The following is a 21,928-nucleotide window of genomic DNA, read 5'->3' on the forward strand; positions in this document are numbered from 1 at the left end:
ACGGGGCCGCAGCCCTTAGTCATCCACAACCGAGAACAGGCTCGGCACTGCCGGACAGGGCTTCAGCCCGTTTTTCACGACATCCTGAAGCGTCGTTTGATGAAGAAAAACAAAAACCTGCGCGGACAAGCTCTCCCACAGGCGGTTCGCGAGGGATTGCGCGCGCGAGCCGGAAATCCCGCCCGACGCCCCCGCCCCCACATGCAGCGCAGAAACGGTTTCATCGACCGCCTCGAAGACCTCGGAGATGCGGATGTCCTCGGGCTGGCGCGCGAGCTTATAGCCGCCCCCCGGACCGCGCACCGAATTGACCAGCCCCGCACGCCGCAGGCGCACGAAAAGCTGTTCGAGATAGGGCAGCGAAATCTGCTGGCGCTCGGATATAGCCGCCAGCGAGGTGCGCTCTTTCGGGCCAACGGTGGCCAGATCGACCAGCGCCACGATCGCGTAACGCCCCTTCGTCGAAAGTTTCATGCCCGCACTCCCTTGTTTCGGGTGCATTTCCATAGCCCAAGCATTGACGCCGCGCCTCGGGCCGCTTAACTCAATTCGGATCGAATTCCGGCATGGTGCCGGGTCCGGCCCTGTCCTACGGTCTCTGAGTGAAAGCGTCAAGTTTCGCGCGACACCGGGCCACCGACGACGGGGCAGCGTAAGAAGCGAGAGACGATGCCCGAAGTCATTTTCCCCGGCCCCGAAGGTCGCCTTGAAGGCCGCTACCATCCGCAGGCCGCGCCCGACGCGCCGATCGCGATCATCCTGCACCCCGATCCGCAGTTCGGCGGCACGATGAACAACCGCGTCGTCTATAACCTGCATTACGCCTTCCACAAGCTTGGCTTCACGGTGCTACGCTTCAACTTCCGTGGCGTGGGCCGGTCGCAGGGCGAATACGATCAGGGCATTGGCGAATTGTCGGATGCCGCATCGGCGCTGGACTATCTGCAAGCGATGAACCCGAACTCCAAGCACTGCTGGGTCGCGGGCCATTCGTTTGGTGCGTGGATCGGGATGCAGCTTTTGATGCGCCGCCCCGAGATCACCGGTTTCGTTTCTGTTGCGCCGCCCGGCCCCTCGTCGCCCGGCCCCGGCAACTATGATTACAGCTTCCTGGCGCCCTGCCCCTCGTCGGGGCTGATTATCAACGGCACAGCCGACCGGATCGCGCAGCCTTCGGAAACCAACTCGCTGGTGTCGAAACTGCACGAGCAAAAGGGCATCACCATCACCCACACCGAGGTTGACGGCGCGGACCACTTCTTCAAGGACGAAGAAGCCCATATGAAGCCGATGATCGAAACGGTGCAGGCCTATGTGAAGCGCCGCCTGACCGAAGGCACGCGCTAAGACGATTGCAAAGGGGGGCGCATGTCTCTGATCGAGGATCTGGCCGAGAAACTGGCGGCCGATACGATGGCAGCGATGGACGAGCACGGTGACGACCGGCTCTGGGTCGATGTCGGGAACTATATCGGGACATCCTCCCCTTCGCTGCAAGAAGCCTATAACGCCGCCTGCCGGATCTTTCTGGCCGAACGGCGTGGCCGCAAATACCTTGAGGACAAGATCGCGCGCCTGCGGGACAAACCCGCGTGAGTGCGCGGTTAGACCAACAATTTGCCTTTCTGCTTGAGGCAGAGAAGCTGAAAACTGTCTACCGCGCGACCTCGGTGCATGACCTGTCGCGGCAGGAAAATTCGGGCGAGCATAGCTGGTCTTTGGCGCTTTATGCGCTGGTGATGGCCGATCACGCCACCCCCGAGGTGGACCCGATCCGCGCCATCAAGATGCTGCTTCTGCACGATCTGGTCGAAATCGACGTGGGCGATGTGCCAATCCACTCGCAAGGCGGAGCCGCGCATGGCGCGCCCGAGATCATCGCCGCCGAACACGCTGCGGCAGAGCGGATTTTTGGACTTCTTCCCCGTGACTTGCGCGATGAATTTCATGCAATATGGCACGAGTTCGAAGCCGCCGAAACCCCGACCGCAATTTATGCAAAATCATTGGACCGCGTGCAGCCGGTTCTGCTGAACAAGCTTGGCGGCGGCGGATCGTGGGACGACTACGACGTCACCTTCGCGCAGGTCGAAGAGCGTGTGGGCAACAAAGTCGCACGCGGCCTGCCCCACGTCTGGGATTGGGTCAAGGCCCGCATCCACCCGTGGTTCGAAGCGCGCGGGCGCGGCTGACTCTTTTCGGTATACATTCGCATACAAATGCTGGAGTTCACCCCAATCCTAGGCTAAGGAAGGTGTCATCATCGACTCATTCCCGCCATGGAGGGGCCCCCATGTCCAAGATCAAAGTCGCAAATCCGGTCGTCGAGCTCGACGGCGACGAGATGACCCGCATCATCTGGGATTTCATCAAGCAGAAACTCATTCTGCCCTATCTCGACATCGACCTGAAATATTACGATCTGAGCATTCAGGAGCGCGACCGCACCGACGACCAGATCACCATCGACTCCGCCCTTGCGATCAAAGAGCATGGCGTCGGCGTGAAATGCGCCACCATCACTCCCGATGAGGCGCGCGTCGAGGAATTCGGCCTGAAACAGATGTGGAAGTCGCCCAACGGCACGATCCGCAACATCCTTGGCGGTGTCGTGTTCCGCCAGCCGATCATCTGCCGCAACGTGCCGCGCCTTGTGCCGGGCTGGACCAAGCCGATCGTTGTGGGGCGTCACGCCTTTGGCGATCAGTATAAGGCCACCGATTTCCACTTCCCCGGCAAGGGCAAGCTGACGATGAAATACGAGGGCGAAGACGGCACCGTCATCGAGAAGCTTGTCTATGACGCACCCTCGGCCGGTGTATTTCAGGGGATGTATAACCTCGACGACTCCATCATAGATTTCGCCCGCGCCTCGCTGAACTATGGGTTGTCGATCAAATGGCCGGTTTACCTTTCGACCAAGAACACCATCCTCAAAGCCTATGACGGGCGCTTCAAAGACCTGTTCCAGAAGGTCTATGAAGAGGAATTCGAGGCCGAGTTCAAAAAGGCCGGCATCTGGTATGAGCACCGCCTGATCGACGATATGGTCGCCTGCGCGCTGAAATGGAACGGCGGCTTTGTCTGGGCGTGCAAGAACTACGATGGCGACGTGCAATCCGACACGGTCGCGCAGGGGTTCGGCTCGCTTGGCCTTATGGCCTCGAAGTTGATGACACCCGACGGCAAGATCGTCGAGGCCGAGGCCGCGCACGGCACCGTTACGCGCCATTACCGCCAACACCAGAAGGGCGAGGCGACCTCGACCAACTCGATCGCGTCGATCTATGCGTGGACCGGCGGGCTTAAGCACCGCGCGAAACTGGACGATAACGCACAGCTTATGAATTTTGCCGAAACGCTGGAGCGCGTCACCGTGCAATGCGTGGAAGACGGCAATATGACCAAGGATCTGGCGCTTCTGGTTGGCCCAGATCAGCGCTGGCTGACGACGATGGGCTTCCTTGAAAAGGTCGACGAGTATCTGAACGAGGCGATGTGACGCCTAGCGGGTATTCCCCTGACTGGCCGGGCCTTGTGCCCGGCTTTTCTTTGCGGCCCACCTGCCCTCTTGCCGCCGCCTGCGCGCCGTGAGAGAAGTTTCACATGACCGAGATTATTGCAGAAAACCCCGCGCGCCATTCGGTGCTGGATGATGCTCAGGGCATCGGCTACGGCGCCCTGATGGCCGCGCTGAGCATCGTCATCATGACCCATCTGGGCTTTGTCACGGGCCAGACGGCGGGGCTTGCGCTCTTGATTTCCTATGCAACCGGCTGGAGCTTTGGCGCGGTGTTCTTTGCGGTGAACCTGCCGTTTTACTGGCTGGGTTACAAACGCATGGGCGGGCTGTTCGTCGTCAAGACGCTGATCTCCGTGACACTTCTGTCCGTGGGCACCATGATCCTGCCCCATTACATCAGCTTCGAGAACCTGCACCCCGCACTGGGGGCCGTGCTGATCGGTGTGATCTCGGGCTCGGCGCTTTTGGCGCTGTTCCGCCACGGGGCCAGTTTGGGCGGCGTCGGCATTCTTGCATTATATCTGCAAGATAAGACGGGTTTTCGGGCCGGAATGACGCAATTAATGTTCGACGTCTGCATCTTTGCGGTTGCGGCCGTGATGTTGGAGCCGTCGGTCGTAGCCTGGTCCTTCCTTGGTGCGATTGTCCTGAACATCGTGATCGCGATGAACCACCGTCGCGACCGCTATATCGTCTGAGGGGCACATGCCGAAAACCTATCTGTTCCTGCTGATCGCGGTCATGTTCGAGACCTTCGGCTCGTCCTGCCTGCAAGCCAGCCATCAATTCACAAGGTTCTGGCCGTCGGTCGGGGTTATCATCGGCTTTGCGGGGGCGTTCTACTTCTTTACGATGGTTCTTAAGGTGCTGCCCCTTGGTATCACCTATGCGCTTTGGTCGGGCATCGGAATTATCCTGATTACCATCTCGGGGCGGCTTTTGTTCGGGCAAAAACTTGATCTTCCGGCCCTTCTGGGGCTTGGCCTGATTATCTCGGGGATACTGGTCATCAATCTCTTTTCCAAAGCACAGGTTCATTAGGCTGGCCATTCGGTCGGTTTGCCTGTATGGCCGCCTCAAACCACGTACAGGCGGACACTCATGGACCTTCGCAACATCGCGATTATTGCGCACGTCGACCACGGCAAAACGACCCTCGTTGACCAGCTTCTCAAGCAATCCGGCGCGTTCCGGGAAAATCAGGCCGTCGCGGAACGCGCGATGGATAGCAACGATATCGAGCGCGAGCGCGGCATCACCATTCTGGCCAAGGCAACCTCGGTCGAATGGAAAGGCACGCGCATCAACATCGTCGACACCCCCGGCCACGCCGATTTCGGCGGCGAGGTGGAGCGCATCCTGAGCATGGTTGACGGCGTTTGCCTGCTGGTTGACGCCGCCGAAGGCCCGATGCCGCAAACCAAATTCGTGACGCAAAAGGCGCTGGCCCTTGGCCTGAAGCCCATCGTCGTGCTGAACAAGGTCGATAAACCCGCAGCCGAGCCGGACCGCGCGCTGGACGAGGTGTTCGACCTGTTTGCCAACCTTGGCGCCAATGACGAGCAACTGGACTTCCCGCATGTCTACGCGTCGGGCATCGGTGGCTGGGCTGATCTTGAACTTGACGGCCCGCGCAAAGACCTGAGCGCCCTGTTCGACCTGATCCTCGAACATGTGGAGCCGCCGAAGCAGGAATTCCAGGCCGACCAGCCGTTCAAGATGCTGGCCACCACCCTAGGCGCCGACCCGTTCATCGGGCGCATCCTCACGGGCCGCGTCGAGGCCGGCACGCTCAAAGTCGGCGACCCCCTCAAGGCGCTGTCGCGCAACGGCGACCGGATTGAACAATTCCGCTGCACCAAGATCCTCGCTTTCCGCGGCCTTTCGCAACAGCCGATCGACGAAGCCGTTGCAGGCGACATCGTCACCATCGCAGGCATGACCAAGGCGACCGTGGCGGATACGCTCTGCGCGCTTGACGTTGACACTGCCATCCCCGCGCAACCGATCGACCCGCCGACGATCTCGGTCACTTTCGGCATCAACGACAGCCCGCTGGCGGGCAAGGACGGCAGCAAGGTCCAGTCGCGCGTGATCCGCGAGCGCCTGATGAAAGAGGCCGAAACCAACGTCGCCATCCGCGTCGAAGACACCCCCGGCGGCGACGCGTTCATCGTGTCGGGTCGTGGCGAACTTCAGATGGGCGTTCTGATCGAGAACATGCGCCGCGAAGGGTTCGAACTGTCGATCTCGCGCCCGAGGGTGATCTTCCGCGAGGAAGACGGCCAACGCGTTGAGCCGATTGAAGAAGTCATCGTGGACGTGGATGACGAATACTCCGGCGTCGTGATCGAGAAACTGACCAGCACCCGCAAGGGCGAACTGACCGAGATGCGCCCCGCCGAAGGCGGCAAGACGCGCATCGTGGCGCTTGTCCCCTCGCGCGGGCTGATCGGCTATCAGGGCGAATTCATGACCGACACGCGCGGCAACGGCGTGCTGAACCGCATCTTCCATTCGTGGGCACCCTATAAAGGCGCCATCGAAGGACGTCGTCAGGGCGTTCTGATCTCGATGGAGAACGGCGTTTCGGTGGCCTATGCGCTGTGGAACCTCGAAGAGCGCGGCAAGCTGTTCATCGGCGCGCAAGAGCAGGTCTACACCGGCATGATCATCGGTGAGCATTCGCGCGACAACGATCTCGAGGTCAACCCGCTCAAGGGCAAGAAGCTGACCAACGTGCGCGCATCGGGCACCGATGAAGCCGTGCGCCTGACGCCGCCGGTGCGGATGTCGCTGGAAGAGGCCATCGCCTATATCAACGACGACGAACTGGTCGAAGTCACACCGAAGATCGTGCGTCTGCGCAAGCGTCACCTTGACCCGCACGAGCGCAAACGCGCCGCCCGCGCGGACGCCTAAAAGACAAAACGGCGGTCAGAAATGGCCGCCGTTTTTATTTCTCCCAAGTCTTTCCAAAATCTCGCCACAACTTATTGGTGAACTACTCCTGAATTGGTTTATTTGGAGTGGTTTCATGTTTCGTCGATTTTTCAACCAATGGCCCCGATTTCTGTTCGGCTGGATCACGCTGACGCTCAGTCTGTTCGGCTATATACTTGCCTTTGATCTGGTAGAGTTTTTTCTGATCGCCCCGTCCAGCTTTGTGATGATTGCGATCACCTCTGCCGTGTTGGTCGGGCTGCCCATGCTGTTCCTGACGCTGTTCATCCCGCGCTTTCTGACGATGATCGAGGTTGTCAGCCTTACCCTGCTGCTTACAGCCCCAGTGACCTACGTCGTGCATCAGGCAATGCTGCCGGATTTTATCGTAACGGTAATCGCGATTGCGATACTCTGGCTGCTTGAGAGCATCCTTTACGGACCGCTGTCCAGATTCGCGCCGAAGGTCAAATACGGGCCGTGCAAGGCGCGTATCCACACGCGGCTTACCCCCGAAGAGGTCTGGAAACGCGTCGTGCCGGACCCTCAGACCGTGCGCCAGTATTATCAGCCCGGTGCGATGACGATGCCCGCGCCCGCCGGAACAGATGCCGAGTTCATCCTGTGTATCCCGCGCCGTTGGGGCTATCCCGATACCAGCTCGCTGGTGCGCCGCACCGAGATCACCCCCAACCGGCGTATCCGCATCGAGAAGCGGCCGGTTCATGCAGACAAGACCAATATCCCCGAGATCATCGAATACCGGATCGAACCTGCTCCCTACGGCTCGGACCTCAGCGTGATCGTGCGCTACGAGAATATTCCCGTCGGGTACTGGCTGTTTCTGAATTTCTATTCGATGCCGCGTGATCTGGCGATGTGCCTCAGGGCGCGGCTGAACGGCACGCGCGACTGGTCGCTCCTTGGCACGCAGATACGCAAGCAAGAGAGACCAGCCACGGCGGCACCTCTACCCGCGTAACGGTTAGAGCGGCTCTATGTCACCTTCGGCGCGCAGGGCGTGGAAATCCGCCACGAACTGCGCCAGCCGCCCCGCCGCGATAGAGTCGCGCAGCCCCTGCATAAGCTCTTGATAGTAATGCAGGTTATGCCATGTCAGCAGCATCCCCGAGATCATCTCTCCGGCGCGGAAAACGTGGTGCAGATAGGCGCGCGAATAGTTGCGGCAGGCCGGGCAGGTGCAGGCCTCGTCCAGGGGGCGCGGGTCGTCCTGATGGCGGGCGTTCTTGATATTGACCTGCCCGCGGCGCGTCCACGCCTGCCCCGTCCGCCCCGAGCGCGACGGCAGCACGCAATCCATCATGTCGATGCCGCGCTCAACCGCGCCGACGATGTCGTCTGGCTTGCCAACCCCCATCAGATAGCGCGGTTTGTCCTCTGGCAAAAAGCCCGGCGCATAGTCCAGAACGCCGAACATCGCCTCTTGCCCCTCGCCCACGGCAAGACCGCCGACAGCATAACCTTCGAACCCGATTTCCTTGAGTTTTCCGGCGCTTTCCTCGCGAAGCTCAGGTGTCACGCCGCCTTGCATGATGCCGAACAGCGCGTGGCCCGGACGGTCGCCGAACGCCTCGCGCGAGCGCAACGCCCACCGCATCGACAGGCGCATGGATTTCGCGACCTCTTCTTCGGTGGCGGGCAGCGCGGGGCATTCGTCGAACGCCATCACGATGTCCGAGCCAAGCAAGCGCTGGATCTCCATCGAGCGTTCGGGCGTCAGCATGTGCTTCGAGCCGTCGATATGCGAGGAAAACCGCACCCCCTCCTCGGTCAGTTTGCGCAAGGAGGCGAGGCTCATCACCTGAAAACCGCCCGAATCCGTCAAGATCGGCTTGTCCCAGTTCATGAATTTGTGCAGACCGCCAAGCCGGTCGATCCTCTCGGCGGTCGGACGCAGCATCAGGTGGTAGGTGTTGCCGAGCAGAATATCCGCCCCCGTCGCGGCCACGCATTCGGGCATCATCGCCTTGACCGTCGCCGCCGTGCCAACGGGCATGAAGGCGGGTGTGCGGATCTCGCCGCGCGGCGTGGAAATGACGCCTGTGCGGGCTTTGCCATCGGTGGCGTGCAGGGCAAACTGGAAGCGTTGGGTCATCGGCGGGCTCCTTTGGCGCCTCTCTAGGGGCAAATGCGCGCGAAGGGAAGTCAGCCGCCGCTTTCGACCTTCATCTGCCAGCGCCCGCTTTCTTCGGACCAGTATTGCGCCGCGACGCCCGCGCCCGTCAGCGCCCGCCACTGGCCGCGCGCCACATCAAGCGCCATCGGGTCATTGCCATCAAAGAGTATCCAGACCCGCTCGCGCGCTTCGATCTCGGCGGGCGCCACCTCGGCCCCGTCAATCGCCATCAGCGCGTCGAACCGGCCCTCTGCCGGCGCGGTCGTCAAAAGCACGGGTTGGAGCGCGTCGTGCGGCCCGCCCGCGATCCCGTGCGGCAAGAACCCGTCATCGCGGCCAAGCCAGAGCTTCTGGTCGAACCAGTCCATCCGGCCCACCTCGCGCCCGCGCACTTCCACCCGCCACCCCTGCCCAAGCGCGCGCCCGAGCAGGTTCTCGACAACGCTTTCCAGCGGTGACTGGGTGACGTGGTAGAAATTGGCAGCACCCAAGGGATCAGCCCTCGAACTTGTCGCGGATCAGCCGGTCGAGCGTCAGAACACCCCAGCCGGTCGCGCCTTTGGGGGCCAGCGTGGTTTCACCGGGCGGCAGCGCCACGCCTGCAATGTCGATATGACACCACGGCACCTCATCCTTGACGAAACGCTTGAGGAACGCCGCCGCCGTGATCGAGCCCGCAGGCCGCCCGCCGGTGTTCTTGATGTCGGCCAGACGCGATTTGATGAGCGGGTCATAGGCGGGTTGGAGCGGCATGTGCCAGGCGCCCTCGCCTTCGGCTTTAGCCGCTTTAAGAATATCGCCTACCAGGTTGTCATCATTCGCAAAAAGACCTGCGTTTTCGTGGCCAAGAGCGATGATGACCGCCCCCGTCAGGGTCGCCAGATTGACCATCGCCTTGGGCGCAAACCGCTCTTGCGCATACCACAGCACATCGGCCAGAACGAGGCGCCCCTCGGCGTCGGTGTTGATCACCTCGATCGTGTCGCCCTTCATGGATTTCACAATATCACCGGGGCGCTGTGCGTTGCCGTCAGGCATGTTTTCCACCAGCCCGACGATACCCACGACATTGGCCTTGGCCTTGCGCAGCGCCAGCGTGCGCATCACACCCGACACCACGCCCGCGCCGCCCATATCCATGGTCATTTCTTCCATGCCAGTAGCCGGTTTGATCGAAATACCGCCGGTGTCGAAACACACGCCCTTGCCGACCAGCGCGAACGGAGCCTCCCCCTTGGGGCCGCCATTCCATTGCATCACCACAACCTTCGAGGGGCTGGTCGAGCCTTGCCCAACGCCCAATAGCGCGCGCATCCCCAGTTTTTCCAGATCGGCCTCTTCAAGGATTTCGACCTCAAGGCCAAGTTCCTGCATCGCCGCCAAACGAGCCGCGAAATCGTCTGTTGTCAAAATGTTAGCCGGTTCATTGACCAGATCGCGGGTGAAAAACACGCCTTCTGCCAGCGCGGCATGGGGCGCGGCCTTGGCAGCAACCTCTTCGGGTTTACCCACCATCACCTCGACAGCACCAAACACGGGCTTTTCATCCGTGTGATAGTCGAAACGATAGGCCCGCAATGCCAGACCGAAGGCCAGCTCGTCCGCACGCGGATGGTTGCCCGCCAGCACAAGAACGCCGCTTTCGCCCAAGGCCTTGCCAAGGGCCGCGCCCGCCTTGCGCAGATCCTCTTGCGGCGCGCGGCGGTCGAGCTTGACCAGATGCAGCGCCTCGGCCTCAAGCCCCGTGGGCCAGCCAAGCACCAGCGCCTCGGCGGATTTCAGCTTGCCAAAAGCCTCCGAGGCCACCGCCCGCGCAACCGCACCTTTGGTCAGGCGGTTCAGGCGGCGCGCCTCGGGGCCCATTTTGCCCTCGGCGCCGATAAGAACCGCGATCCGCCCCGCCCGCGAGGCCAGCGTTTCAATGTCGGTCTCAGAAAAGCGGATAGCAACGGGATGGGTCATTTTTCTCTCCGGTCGAGGCAATTTCATACTGGCGCGGCGGAGCAATCCCTGCCCCGCGTTCCCACCGATTTCGGGGCCAGACTAGCCGCCGCCTGAAAAAATGAAAAGCTGCCTTGCCACAGATGTCGCGCGGGGCTTTCCCATTGCCCGCAAGCCCGCTAAAGAGAGACAAAGTCCGGGGGGATTTTGTGGTTTTGAAACGGCTCGACAGATACTTGCTGTCCCAATTCATGGTGCTGTTCGGGTTTTTTGCGCTCGTTCTGGTCTCTGTGTATTGGATCAATCGGGCTGTCTTGTTGTTCGATCGGCTGATTTCCGACGGGCAGACCGCCTGGGTCGTCATCGAATTCACCGCGCTGTCCCTGCCGAATGTGATCCGGCTTGTGCTTCCGGCGGCAGCTTTTGCCGCGACGATTGCCACGATCAACCGCCTTAATCAGGATTCGGAATTCGTGGTGATGCGCGCGCTTGGCATTTCGCCCAGCCGTCTTGCGGTTCCGGCGATGTTTCTGGGGCTGATCGTCGCGCTGATGATGACGGCGCTGGTGCATCATCTGGTGCCGGTCTCACGCGCGCGCCTTGCCGACCGCGAGACCGAGGTCGCCAACGATCTGGCGGCGCAGTTTCTCGTCGAGGGCGCCTTGCAGACGCCGGTCGAAGGGCTGACGATGTATATCCGCGCGATTTCGGACCGGGGCGAGCTGGAGGACGTGTTCATCTCGGATACACGTTCGACAGCAAATTCCGTCACCTATACCGCCGAGCGCGCCTTTGTTGTCGGCTCGGACACCGGACCGAAACTGATCTTGATGAACGGCATGTCCGAGATGCTGCGCCATTCGGATCAGCGGCTTTCGGTGGTGCGGTTCTCGACCTTCACCTTCGATCTGGCCAGCCGCATCGCGCCCAATGCCTACCGCAAGCTGAAACCCGATGATCTGACGACGCTGGAACTGCTTGATCTGGAAACCGCAAGCCAGAAACTCCCGCCCGAGCGACTGCCGCTGATCGTGCCGCGCATCCATGAGAGGATCGCGGCAACCCTGCTGGCACCTGCGGCGATCCTGATGGGGGTTGGCATCATGATGCTGGGCGGGTTCACGCGCTTTGGCCTGTGGCGCCAGATCGTGCTGGCGACCTTTATCATGGTGCTATTGAACGTGGCGCAAAACGCGTTTGGCCGTGTGGTTCAGGGCAACCTCGGGCTTTGGGGGCTGCACTATCTGCCCCCCCTTGCGCTGACGGCCGTCGGGTTGGGGGCGCTCTGGATGGCCTCTGCGCCGCGCCGCCGTCCGCGTGCAAAACCGATCAGCGAAGGGGCCGCCGGATGACCCTTTCGCTTTATATCGCGCGGATGTTCCTGAAGGCCTATCTGATCGTGACCTTCGCCTTCACGACGATCCTGTTTCTGGTCAATCTGGCCGAGGAATCGCGGCGTTTCGTGCAAAGCGAGGCAAATGCCGCGATGCTTTCGGTCATTTCACTGCTGAAGCTGCCCAAGACGCTGTATGAAATCATGCCGCTGATCATGGTGCTCTCGGCGGTGGTTCTGTTTGTGGGCCTGTCGCGGCGGTCGGAACTGGTGATCGTGCGGGCATCGGGACGCTCGGCGCTGCGGATGCTGGTGTCACCGGTGCTGGTAGCCTTCCTGATTGGCCTCTTTGCCATCGCGGCGGGCAACCCGATCGTGGCGGCGACCCAAAACCGTTACGAGCAATTGCGTGCCGCGCTGCGCGCCGATGCTTCCGACGGGTCGATCTCGATCAACAAATCGGGCGTCTGGATGCGGCAAAGCGCACGCCTGCCCGACTATCCTCTGGCACAGGCCGTGATCCATGCGCGGCAAGCCAATGGCGAGGCGACGCAGCTTTTTGATGTGAGCTTCCAGATTTCCACGCCCGACAAAGGCCCGGTGCAGCGCCTGATCGCCGATGAGGCACTTCTGGTGCCCGGCGCGTGGCAGTTGACGGGCGTAAAGCAATGGCCGCTGGACGGTGTCTCCAATCCCGAGACTGCGGCCAAGCGCTATGACACGCTCGACCTGCCGACCGATCTGACCGCCGCGCGTATCCGAGAAAGCTTCGGCAAGCCCTCGGATGTGCCGCTGTGGCAGTTGCCCGCCTTCATCGCCTCGCTGGAAGAGGCCGGATTTTCGACGCGGCGCCATCAGGTCTGGATGCTGTCCGAGCTGGCGCTTCCGGCATTTCTGGCGGCGATGGTGCTGATCGCGGCCGCGTTCACCATGCGCCACGCGCGCCAGGGCCGGACCGAGGTGATGGTTCTTCTGGCCTTTGGTGCGGGGCTGGGGTTGTTTTTCCTGCGCAATGTGGCGCAGGTGCTTGGAGAAAGCGGTCAGGTGCCGGTGATGCTGGCGGCCTTCGCGCCGCCGGTGATCGCGCTGATCCTGCCGCTCGCGCTTGTGTTGCATCTGGAGGAAGGCTGATGGCGCCCCGTTTCAATTCCCGCCTCCTCCTTTCGGTTTCGGCGCTGGCGTTCGGACTGATGGTCGGGATCCCCGCACTTCGGGCGCAAGACACCGCGCCGGCCTCGCTTCTGGCGGATCGCGTGATCCTGACGGGCGCGGATACGCTTGTGGCCGAGGGCAATGTCGAGGTGATCTATCAGGATCAGCGCCTGAGCGCCTCGCGCGTGAGCTTTGACCCGAAGACCGAAAAACTGACCATCGAAGGCCCGCTCAGGCTTGTTGATCCGGCAACAGATGGCACCGTTCTTGTGGCCGATCAGGCCGAGCTGTCGCAAGACCTGCAAAACGGCATCCTGACCGGCGCGCGGGCGGTTCTGTCGCGCGAATTGCAGCTTGCTGCGGCCCGGATCGAACGGCGCGAAGGCAAAATCCTCGAGCTGAGCAATGTTACGGCGTCGTCGTGCGAGGTCTGCGTCGGCGAGCCGCATCCCTTGTGGGAAATCCGCTCACGCAAGGTGACGCATAACACCGAGACCAAGCAGATCATCTTTGAGAGTGCCCAGTTCCGCGCGATGGGCGTGCCGCTTTTGTATCTGCCGCGCCTGCGGATGCCCGACCCGACGGTCGAACGCATGTCGGGCTTCCTGCAGCCCGAGTTCCGCTCGACCTCGAACCTCGGGACGGGCGTCAAGATCCCGTATTTCTTTGCGATCGACCCCTCCTCCGATCTGACGCTCGCGCCCTATCTTTCCAGCGGGCGCACGACGACGCTTGAGGCGCGCTATCGCCGTGCGCTGAACTGGGGCAGCTACGAGCTGACCGGCGCGCTGTCGGATGACTCGATCCGTCCGGGCGCGACACGCGGCTATCTGTTTGGCGATCTGAGCGCCGATCTGCCTGCCGATTTCAAACTGACCGCCGATTTGCGGCTGGTCTCGGATGACAGCTATCTGCTGGATTACGGCATTACCGATGACGACCGGCTCTGGTCCGGCGTCGAGATCGAGCGCATCCGCCGCGACCAGATGATCCACGCGCGCATCGGCAATACCCACTCGATCCGAGAAGGCGAGAGCAACTCCAGCCAACCGATGCAGGCCGTCACGGGCGAATGGGTGCAGATCTACCGCCCCGCCTCGATCGGCGGCGAGATCACGCTGGACTGGACCATCGCGGGTGCGCGGCGCGCCTCGACAAGCTGGGCTGACGGGGCTGACGACGATCTGGTGCCCGACGGCCGCGACCGTATGCGCGCCTCGATGGACGCAAGCTGGCGGCGCAACTGGCAGTTTGGCCCCGGCATTCTGGCGCGCACCGATCTGGGTGTGGGGGTCGACGCGATTTCGGTTTCTTCCGATCCGGCCTATGACCCGACGATCCTGCGCGCCCTGCCCCATGCGGCGGCCGAGTTCCGCTGGCCGTGGGTCGCAGCCACGCCTACCGCGTCCTATGTGCTCGAACCCGTGGCACAGCTCGTCTGGACGCCCGACAACTTCACTACCGCCCCCAACGAAGACAGCCTGCTGACCGAATTCGACGAAGGCAACCTGTTCTCGCTGACCCGTTTTCCGGGGCTGGACGCGCGCGAACGCGGGCTGCGCGCCAATCTGGGCGTAAGCTGGACCCGCATCGACGCGAACGGCTGGTCGGCCACAGCAACACTCGGGCGGGTGTTCCGGCAAAAAGACCTTGGCCAGTTCACTTCGGCCTCGTCGCTGCAAGGGATGCGCTCGGACTGGCTGTTGTCGGCGCAGCTTAGCTTCGGCAACGGCTACTCGCTGGCCAATCGCGCGCTGATCGACGACGGGTTCTCGATTTCCAGCGACGAACTGCATCTGGCCTATGCCAACACCAAATACGAGCTGAACGCGCGCTACCTCTGGCTTGAGGCAGATCCGCTACAAGGGCGCAACACCGATTTCTCGACGCTTCTTTTTGACGGCGCGGTGAATTTCGCCGAAGGCTGGTCCGGCACCTTCGAGACGCATTACGATCTGCAGGCCGAAAGCGCGCGCAAAGCTGCGCTTGGCCTGCAATATGCCAACGAATGTGTGACGGTCGATCTTTCCCTCTCGCGCCGCTTCACTTCCTCCTCTAGTGTGGAGGCGGAAACCGGCTTCGGTATCTCTGTAGCCCTTGCGGGGTTCGGGGCCGGATCGGATACCGCGCGCAACCCCAAACGCCGCACCTGCCTGCGCTAGGCCAAGACAAACGGACGACGACAATGATGCGATTTCCCTCTCTTCTTGCGAGCCTTCTGGCCCTCACGCTTGGCACCGGCCAACCGGCCCTGGCCCAAAGCTCACAGTTCGCGCCGCAGATTACGGTGAACGGTCAGGGGATTACCGGCTTCGAGATTTCACAGCGGATGGAACTGATGCGGGTTCTGCGCGCACCGGGCGATTTGCGCGAGGTGGCGGAAAACGGGCTGATCGAGGATCGTCTGCGCCTTGATATTGCCAAGCGGATGGGGATTTCGCTTAACACGGATGCGATCAACGAAGGCATGGGCGAATTTGCCGCGCGCGCCAATATGAAGACCGAGGATTTGCTCAAGGCGCTCGCGCAAGAGGGGATCGAACCGCAGACCTTCCGCGATTTCGTCTCGGCGGGGCTTTTGTGGCGCGCTGTCGTGCGCGAGAAATTCCGCGGCCAGATCAATATCTCCGAGGCCGATGTCGACCGCGCGATGATGCCTGAATCCGAGCTTGGCAAAGGCACGCAGGTTCTGCTGTCCGAGATCATCATTCCCGCCCCCGTCGGACAAGAGGCCGATGCGATGGCGCTGGCGCGGCGCGCCTCGGCGATGACCGATCCGGGCGCTTTCGCCGCGATGGCGCGCGATGTCTCGGCCAGCCAGTCGAAGGGCCGTGGCGGGCGTCTGGACTGGATGCCGCTTGAAAATCTCCCGCCCGCGCTGCGTCCGGCGATCCTGTCGCTCGCCCCCAATCAGGCGACCCAGCCGATGCCGCTTCCGAATGCGGTGGCGGTGTTCATGCTGCGCGACATCAATGACGGCGCCAAGGTGAAAGACGCGCCGCAAATGCTTGATTATGCAGCGCTTGTTTTGGGTCCAGCGGGATCTGAAACGGTGGCGAAAGAGGCCGTTCGGATCGCCGATCGCGCCGACCGCTGCAAGGATCTGTATGGCGTTGCCAAGGACTATCCGGCCGAGCAGCTTGAGATGATCTCGGCTCCGCAATCCGAGATCGCGCAAGATATTGCCGTGCAACTGGCCTCGATGGATGTGAACGAGTCCCGCCTGATGAACCGCGCGGGCACCGAGACTTTGGTGATGCTGTGCAACCGCCAGACGATCCTTGGCGAAGGGGCCGAAGCTCCCAGCCGTGACGCGGTGCGCGAGCGGCTGCTCAACCAGCGCCTGACGGGCTTTGCGGACCGCTTCTACACCGACCAGTTCGAAGCGGCGGTCATCACGCGCCAATGACCCGCCCTGTCGTTCTGAGCTGCGGCGACCCTTCGGGCATCGGCCCCGAAATCGCCGCCAAAGCCTGGGAGCATCTGGGCACGTCGCTGCCCTTCGTCTGGATCGGCGACCCCGCGCATCTGCCCAAAGGCACGACCTACCGCGAGGTCGCCTCGCCTGCCGAGGCGATGCAGATCGCGGGCCGTGCGATGCCGGTTCTGCCCCACCCCTTCCCCGAGGCGGCCATTCCCGGCCAACCGACGCCTGCCAATGCCCATGCGGTGATCGACGTGATCGCGCGCGGGGTTGACCTTGTGATGCGCGGCGAGGCTTCGGCCATCTGCACCGCGCCGATCAATAAAAAGGTGCTGAAGGATGGCGCGAATTTCGCCTTTCCGGGGCATACCGAATATCTGGCGCATCTCGCGGGTGGCGCGCGCGTGGTGATGATGCTGGCGTGTGACCAGCTTCGCGTCGTGCCTGCCACCATCCACATCGCGCTCTCAGAGGTGCCCGCCGCCTTCACACCCGCGCTTTTGCGCGAAACCGTCGAGATCACCGCCGAAGGTCTGCGCCGCGATTTCGGGCTGGAAAACCCGCGTCTGGTGATTGCCGGCCTGAACCCGCACGCGGGCGAAGGTGGCGCGATGGGACACGAGGAAACCCGCTGGATCAACAACCTTGTCAAAGACTTGCAGACCGAAGGCTATGCGGTTTCCGGCCCTCATCCCGCCGATACCATGTTCCACGCCGCTGCGCGGAGCCGCTATGATGCGGCGATCTGCGCCTATCACGACCAAGCGCTGATCCCGATCAAGACGCTCGCCTTTGATGACGGGGTGAACGTGACGCTCGGGCTGCCGTTCGTGCGCACCTCGCCCGATCACGGCACCGCCTTTGACATTGCTGGCACAGGGCGCGCCTCACCCGCCAGCCTGATCGCCGCCCTCACTATGGCTGCCCGCATGGGCGCCGCGCGCACGGGCGGTTAGCGCCTTACCAAACACCTGCGGCGGTTTCTTCTTGACCTTGCCGCGCCTGCACTGAAAGAACTCGCGCATGGCAAACGCAACACTCCGTATCGACCTTGACGCCGTGCTCGCCAACTGGCGCGCACTTGATGCAAAATCCTCTGCCGCGACCACCACGGGCGCGGTGGTCAAAGCCGATTCCTACGGGCTTGGCGCCGGACGGGTGGCGCGCGCGCTATACCGCAACGGGGTGCGTAAATTCTTTGTCGCGGTCGCCTCGGAAGGCGCGATCCTGCGGCAAGAGCTTGGCGATGCCGCGGAAATCCACGTCTTTTCCGGCCATATGGCGGGCGACACCGATATTATCGGCGATCTGGGGCTGATCCCGATGCTGAACTCGATAGATCAGGTGACGCGCCATTTCGAGGCTCTGCCCGCCGCGCCCTTTGGTGTGCAGCTTGATACCGGCATGAACCGGCTTGGCATGGAAGCGGGCGAATGGGAGGCCGTGGCCCCGATCGTCCTGCCCGCCGGTCCGCGCCTGATCATGAGCCACCTTGCCTGCGCCGACGAACCCGATCATCCGATGAACGCGCAGCAGCTTGCGCAGTTCCACTATATGACCGACGGGCTGCCTGTGCCGCGCTCGCTCTCGGCGACGGGCGGTATTCTGCTTGGCCCCGAGTATCATTTCGACATCACGCGCCCCGGTATCGGCCTGTATGGCGGCCTGCCGTTTGAAGAGGCCCAACCGGTCGCGCGCCTCTCGCTGCCGGTCATCCAGACGCGCGAGGTCGCGGCTGGCGAAACCGTGGGCTATGGCAACTCGTGGGAGGCCGAGATCGACTCGCTCGTTGCCACCGTTGCCGCGGGCTATGCGGACGGGTTGCACCGCGCACTGTCCGGCAAGGCGACGCTTTGGGCCGATGGCACGCCCTGCCCTGTGGTCGGCCGCGTCTCGATGGACCTGATTACCGTCGACGTGACCCATCTGCACGAGATCCCGAAGACGCTGGATATTCTTTGCCCCGATCAGGGCGTGGACGATCTGGCGGATGTAGCGGGCACCATCGGCTACGAGATCCTGACCAGCCTCGGGAACCGTTATCAGCGCGTTTATAGCGGGGGCGACAGGTGAGTGTGCTCACCACACCGCTGGCCGCCCTCGGGCGCACGGTGATTGCAAGCCTCGCCTCGATCGGGCGCGTGGCGATTTTCGCGGGTGAGGCCGTATCGCACCTGATCCGCCCGCCGTTCTACCTGCGTGAATTCTGGATTGCGTGCCTGCAAATCGGCTGGCTGTCGCTGCCGGTTGTCGGGCTGACCTCGCTCTTCACGGGGGCCGCGTTGGCCTTGCAAATCTACGCTGGCGGCGCGCGGTTTTCGGCCGAGGCCGTGGTGCCCTCGATCACCGCCATCGGCATGGTGCGCGAACTTGGCCCCGTGCTTGGAGGGTTGATGGTGGCGGCGCGCGTGGCCTCGTCCATCGCTGCCGAAATCGGCACGATGAAAGTGACCGAGCAGATCGACGCGCTTGTGACCCTGTCCACCAACCCGATGAAATACCTCACTGTTCCGCGGATGCTGGCGGCGACGCTGTCGGTGCCGATACTGGTTGGCATTGGCGACATAATCGGCATCATGGGCGGCTGGCTGGTCGGCACGGGGCGGCTTGGCTTCAACTCGGCCACCTATCTGAAAAACACATGGGATTTCCTTGAGCCTTGGGACGTGGGATCGGGCCTTGTGAAGGGTGCGGCCTTTGGCTTTATCGTCGCGATCATGGGGTGCTATTTCGGCATGAACTCGGGGCGTGGCGCGCAAGGCGTGGGGGCTGCCACGAAATCAGCCGTGGTCGCGGCCTCGGTCGCGATTCTGGCCGCGAACTACCTGCTGACGGAGGTGTTCTTCTCGGCATGATCGAACTCCAGGGCGTCACCAAATCCTTCGGCTCGAACCACGTTTTGCGCGGCGTTGATCTGACGATCCCGCGCGGGCAAAGCATGGTGGTGATCGGCGGCTCGGGCACAGGGAAATCCGTTCTTTTAAAGTGCATCCTCGGGCTGGTGCATCACGACGGCGGGACGATCACGCTGGATGGTGCCGATGTGACCCAAGGCGACCGCGACGCGTTTCTGGCGCGCTTCGGGATGCTGTTTCAGGGCGGCGCGCTGTTCGACTCGCTCACCATCTGGCAAAACGTCGCCTTTCGCCTGATGCGCGGGGCATTGAAGCGCCCGAAAGACGAGGCCCGCGCCATCGCGATTGAAAAGCTGCGCCGTGTGGGGCTGTCGCCCGATGTGGCCGACCTGTTTCCGGCGGAATTGTCGGGCGGGATGCAAAAGCGCGTGGGCCTTGCCCGCGCTATCGCCGCCGAGCCCGAGATCATCTTTTTCGACGAACCCACCACGGGGCTTGATCCGATCATGGCGGGTGTCATCAACGATCTGATCCGTGAGATTGTGACCGAGATGGGGGCGACCGCGATCGCCATTACCCACGATATGACCTCGGTCCGCGCCATTGCCGACCGCGTTGCGATGATCCACGGGGGCAAGGTGCGCTGGACGGGGAAGATCGGGGAATTGGACACAACGCCAGACCCTTATGTGCAACAGTTCATCCACGGACGCGCCGAAGGACCGATTGAGGCGCTGCGGTAATCTCGCGGGCAAGTGACAAAGGAGCCGATGCTGAAATATCTCAACCTTGCTTTACTGGTGCTGTTTCCCGTGGCCTGGGTCGCGCCCCTGTTGCGTGCGGGGCTTTTGCCGTTCTTCGATCTGGACGAGATCACCGTGCTTTCGGGGCTTCAGGCGCTGTGGGCAAAAGATGTGTTTCTTGCGCTGATCGTCACCTTCTTTGCCCTCTTCGCGCCCTATCTGAAGACCATCGGGCTTGCGCTGGTGCAGTTCCGCCTTGCCTCGCCGCGCCTGTTGCCGGCGCTGAGTTTTCTGGGCAAGCTGGCGATGGCCGATATTTTCCTGATCGCAGTCTATATCGTGCTGGCAAAGGGCACCGGCATCGGGCGGGTCGAGACCGGCTGGGGGCTGTATCTGTTCACCGGCTGCGTGATTGCGTCCTTGCTGATTTCGCTTGCGTCAAAGCGGCGCTAAACGCGTATTTACGCTTGATGTTCATGAAAAGTTCTGCATTATACCGGCATGGCCAAGACCCCTTTTGCATTCACCTGCTACTCCTGCGGCGCCTCTCATAAAAAGTGGGGCGGCAAGTGCGATGCCTGCGGCGAATGGAACACCATCATCGAAGAGGCGCCCTTGTCGAAAGGTCCGGCGGGCAAGTCGCTTGGCGCGCATAAGGGGCGCGTCATTCCGCTGAGCACCCTTGCGTCGCGCGAAGAGCCGCCGCCCCGCACCTGTTCGGGCATGGTAGAATTCGACCGTGTTCTGGGCGGTGGTCTGGTCCCTGCGTCCGCAATCCTTGTGGGCGGCGATCCGGGGATCGGGAAGTCCACGCTTCTGTTGCAGGCGACGGCACGGTTCGCGCGCGCGGGTCTCAAGACGATGTATATCTCGGGCGAAGAGGCGTCCGCTCAGGTGCGGATGCGCGCGCATCGGCTGGATCTGGCCGATGCCCCCGTCAGCCTTGCGACCGAAACCAACCTGCGCGACATTCTGACCACGCTGGATGCCGAACGCCCCGATCTGGTTGTGATCGACTCGATCCAGACGATGTGGGCCGACAATGTCGAAAGCGCGCCGGGGTCGGTCTCGCAGGTGCGCGCGGCGGCGCACGAGCTGGTGACATTCGCCAAGGCGCGTGGCTCGGCGGTGGTGATTGTGGGCCACGTCACGAAAGAGGGGCAGATCGCCGGTCCCCGCGTGGTCGAACACATGGTCGATACCGTGCTTTATTTCGAAGGCGAGCGCGGCCACCAGTTCCGCATCCTGCGCGCCGTGAAAAACCGCTTTGGTCCGGCGGGCGAAATCGGCGTGTTCGAGATGACGGGCGAAGGGCTGGCCGAAGTCGCCAACCCCTCGGCGCTGTTCCTGTCCGAGCGCGGTCAGGCCGCGCCGGGATCGGCGGTGTTTGCCGGGATCGAGGGCACGCGCCCTGTTCTGACCGAGGTTCAGGCGCTGGTCGCCCCCTCCTCGCTTGCCTCGCCCCGCCGCACCGTTGTCGGGCTGGATGCGGGCCGCGTCTCGACCATTCTGGCGGTGCTCGAAAGCCGCTGCGGCATTCCGTTCGCGGGGCTTGATGTGTTTTTGAACGTCGCGGGCGGGATGAAGGTGCAAGAACCGGCGGTTGACCTTGCGGTAGCCGCAGCGCTTCTAAGCGCCCGCGAAGATGTAGCTTTGCCCGCTGACCTTGTGATTTTTGGCGAAATCAGCCTCTCGGGCGCCCTTCGCCCCGTGGGTCAGGCGGAAAACAGGTTGAAAGAAGCGCAAAAACTTGGTTTCTCACAAGCCATCGCTCCTGAACGCACCAAAGCGGGCGGGGACGAGGGAATGCGAATGCGCCGATTGCCTGATCTGGTGACATTCGTCGGGGACATGTTCGGGGCTGGCTGATCGCCTGG

General features: G+C 62.4%; 22 protein-coding genes. 18 read left to right on the forward strand and 4 right to left on the reverse strand.

Annotation, left to right across the window (positions count from 1 at the left end; genetic code table 11):
- Positions 1–15 precede the first annotated feature (15 nt).
- Positions 16–474: a Fe-S cluster assembly transcriptional regulator IscR gene (gene iscR / locus RYZ20_RS02795; RefSeq protein WP_317670343.1), complete on the reverse strand. Its 459-nt coding sequence runs from the start codon at positions 472–474 to the stop codon at positions 16–18.
- 195 nt (positions 475–669) lie between these two features.
- Between iscR and RYZ20_RS02800 the strand changes: the two genes are divergently transcribed.
- From RYZ20_RS02800 to RYZ20_RS02835, 8 genes are all read left to right on the forward strand, one after another.
- On the forward strand, positions 670–1,347 hold the full coding sequence (locus RYZ20_RS02800) for an alpha/beta hydrolase (RefSeq protein ID WP_317670344.1): 678 nt from the start codon (positions 670–672) through the stop codon (positions 1,345–1,347).
- A gap of 21 nt (positions 1,348–1,368) precedes the next feature.
- A complete protein-coding gene (locus tag RYZ20_RS02805) occupies positions 1,369–1,596 on the forward strand; it encodes a hypothetical protein (protein WP_317670345.1) in 228 nt (75 codons plus the stop codon).
- Positions 1,593–2,192 (forward strand): HD domain-containing protein, encoded by a 600-nt coding sequence (locus RYZ20_RS02810; RefSeq protein ID WP_317670346.1) that lies wholly within the window; start codon positions 1,593–1,595, stop codon positions 2,190–2,192. The genes RYZ20_RS02805 and RYZ20_RS02810 overlap by 4 nt, the downstream gene beginning before the upstream one ends.
- A 101-nt stretch (positions 2,193–2,293) precedes the next feature.
- Positions 2,294–3,502: an NADP-dependent isocitrate dehydrogenase gene (locus tag RYZ20_RS02815; protein ID WP_317670347.1), complete on the forward strand. Its 1,209-nt coding sequence runs from the start codon at positions 2,294–2,296 to the stop codon at positions 3,500–3,502.
- 104 nt (positions 3,503–3,606) lie between these two features.
- Entirely contained in the window at positions 3,607–4,221 is a 615-nt protein-coding gene (locus RYZ20_RS02820) for a YitT family protein (protein WP_317670348.1), read from the forward strand.
- Between the two features lie 7 nt (positions 4,222–4,228).
- A complete protein-coding gene (locus RYZ20_RS02825; protein WP_317670349.1) occupies positions 4,229–4,564 on the forward strand; it encodes a DMT family transporter in 336 nt (111 codons plus the stop codon).
- A 60-nt stretch (positions 4,565–4,624) separates the two neighbouring features.
- The gene (gene typA, locus RYZ20_RS02830) at positions 4,625–6,445 is read left to right on the forward strand and encodes a translational GTPase TypA (RefSeq protein ID WP_317670350.1); all 1,821 of its coding nucleotides are present in this window, start codon (positions 4,625–4,627) and stop codon (positions 6,443–6,445) included.
- A 115-nt stretch (positions 6,446–6,560) separates the two neighbouring features.
- Positions 6,561–7,448 carry a hypothetical protein gene (locus tag RYZ20_RS02835; RefSeq protein ID WP_317670351.1) on the forward strand — a complete coding sequence of 296 codons (888 nt, stop codon included), beginning with the start codon at positions 6,561–6,563 and terminating at the stop codon, positions 7,446–7,448.
- A 3-nt stretch (positions 7,449–7,451) separates the two neighbouring features.
- Here the strand turns inward: RYZ20_RS02835 and tgt are convergent, their stop codons facing one another.
- The 3 genes from tgt to RYZ20_RS02850 are packed head-to-tail and all read right to left on the reverse strand — an operon-like array spanning position 7,452 to position 10,565.
- On the reverse strand, positions 7,452–8,582 hold the full coding sequence (tgt, locus tag RYZ20_RS02840; RefSeq protein ID WP_317670352.1) for a tRNA guanosine(34) transglycosylase Tgt: 1,131 nt from the start codon (positions 8,580–8,582) through the stop codon (positions 7,452–7,454).
- A 50-nt stretch (positions 8,583–8,632) separates the two neighbouring features.
- Complete coding sequence (locus RYZ20_RS02845; protein WP_317670353.1) at positions 8,633–9,094, reverse strand: DNA polymerase III subunit chi; 462 nt, start codon at positions 9,092–9,094, stop codon at positions 8,633–8,635.
- A 4-nt stretch (positions 9,095–9,098) separates the two neighbouring features.
- Positions 9,099–10,565: a leucyl aminopeptidase gene (locus RYZ20_RS02850; RefSeq protein WP_317670354.1), complete on the reverse strand. Its 1,467-nt coding sequence runs from the start codon at positions 10,563–10,565 to the stop codon at positions 9,099–9,101.
- 215 nt (positions 10,566–10,780) lie between these two features.
- Here RYZ20_RS02850 and RYZ20_RS02855 point away from each other — a divergent pair, with 215 nt between their 5' ends.
- The 10 genes from RYZ20_RS02855 to radA all read left to right on the forward strand — a co-directional run bounded on the left by RYZ20_RS02855 (position 10,781) and on the right by radA (position 21,920).
- Positions 10,781–11,896 (forward strand): LptF/LptG family permease, encoded by a 1,116-nt coding sequence (locus RYZ20_RS02855; protein ID WP_317670355.1) that lies wholly within the window; start codon positions 10,781–10,783, stop codon positions 11,894–11,896.
- Positions 11,893–13,008, forward strand: coding sequence for an LPS export ABC transporter permease LptG (gene lptG / locus RYZ20_RS02860; RefSeq protein WP_317670356.1), 1,116 nt, complete (start codon positions 11,893–11,895; stop codon positions 13,006–13,008). Before RYZ20_RS02855 ends, lptG begins: the two co-directional genes overlap by 4 nt.
- Positions 13,008–15,191: an LPS-assembly protein LptD gene (locus RYZ20_RS02865; protein WP_317670357.1), complete on the forward strand. Its 2,184-nt coding sequence runs from the start codon at positions 13,008–13,010 to the stop codon at positions 15,189–15,191. Before lptG ends, RYZ20_RS02865 begins: the two co-directional genes overlap by 1 nt.
- Before the next feature lie 23 nt (positions 15,192–15,214).
- Positions 15,215–16,438: a peptidylprolyl isomerase gene (locus tag RYZ20_RS02870; protein WP_317670358.1), complete on the forward strand. Its 1,224-nt coding sequence runs from the start codon at positions 15,215–15,217 to the stop codon at positions 16,436–16,438.
- Positions 16,435–17,409 carry a 4-hydroxythreonine-4-phosphate dehydrogenase PdxA gene (gene pdxA, locus RYZ20_RS02875; RefSeq protein WP_317670359.1) on the forward strand — a complete coding sequence of 325 codons (975 nt, stop codon included), beginning with the start codon at positions 16,435–16,437 and terminating at the stop codon, positions 17,407–17,409. The genes RYZ20_RS02870 and pdxA overlap by 4 nt, the downstream gene beginning before the upstream one ends.
- 67 nt (positions 17,410–17,476) lie before the next feature.
- Positions 17,477–18,526 carry an alanine racemase gene (gene alr / locus RYZ20_RS02880; protein WP_317670360.1) on the forward strand — a complete coding sequence of 350 codons (1,050 nt, stop codon included), beginning with the start codon at positions 17,477–17,479 and terminating at the stop codon, positions 18,524–18,526.
- Between the two features lie 2 nt (positions 18,527–18,528).
- Positions 18,529–19,308: an MlaE family ABC transporter permease gene (locus RYZ20_RS02885; protein WP_411572321.1), complete on the forward strand. Its 780-nt coding sequence runs from the start codon at positions 18,529–18,531 to the stop codon at positions 19,306–19,308.
- Positions 19,305–20,051: an ABC transporter ATP-binding protein gene (locus RYZ20_RS02890; RefSeq protein ID WP_317670362.1), complete on the forward strand. Its 747-nt coding sequence runs from the start codon at positions 19,305–19,307 to the stop codon at positions 20,049–20,051. The genes RYZ20_RS02885 and RYZ20_RS02890 overlap by 4 nt, the downstream gene beginning before the upstream one ends.
- 27 nt (positions 20,052–20,078) lie before the next feature.
- Positions 20,079–20,504 carry a paraquat-inducible protein A gene (locus RYZ20_RS02895; RefSeq protein ID WP_317670363.1) on the forward strand — a complete coding sequence of 142 codons (426 nt, stop codon included), beginning with the start codon at positions 20,079–20,081 and terminating at the stop codon, positions 20,502–20,504.
- Positions 20,505–20,552: 48 nt separating this feature from the next.
- Positions 20,553–21,920 carry a DNA repair protein RadA gene (gene radA / locus RYZ20_RS02900; protein ID WP_317670364.1) on the forward strand — a complete coding sequence of 456 codons (1,368 nt, stop codon included), beginning with the start codon at positions 20,553–20,555 and terminating at the stop codon, positions 21,918–21,920.
- Positions 21,921–21,928 lie beyond the last annotated feature (8 nt).

This window comes from Pseudothioclava alba (genome assembly GCF_033100795.1).
In the GTDB taxonomy this organism is placed as follows: domain Bacteria; phylum Pseudomonadota; class Alphaproteobacteria; order Rhodobacterales; family Rhodobacteraceae; genus Pseudothioclava.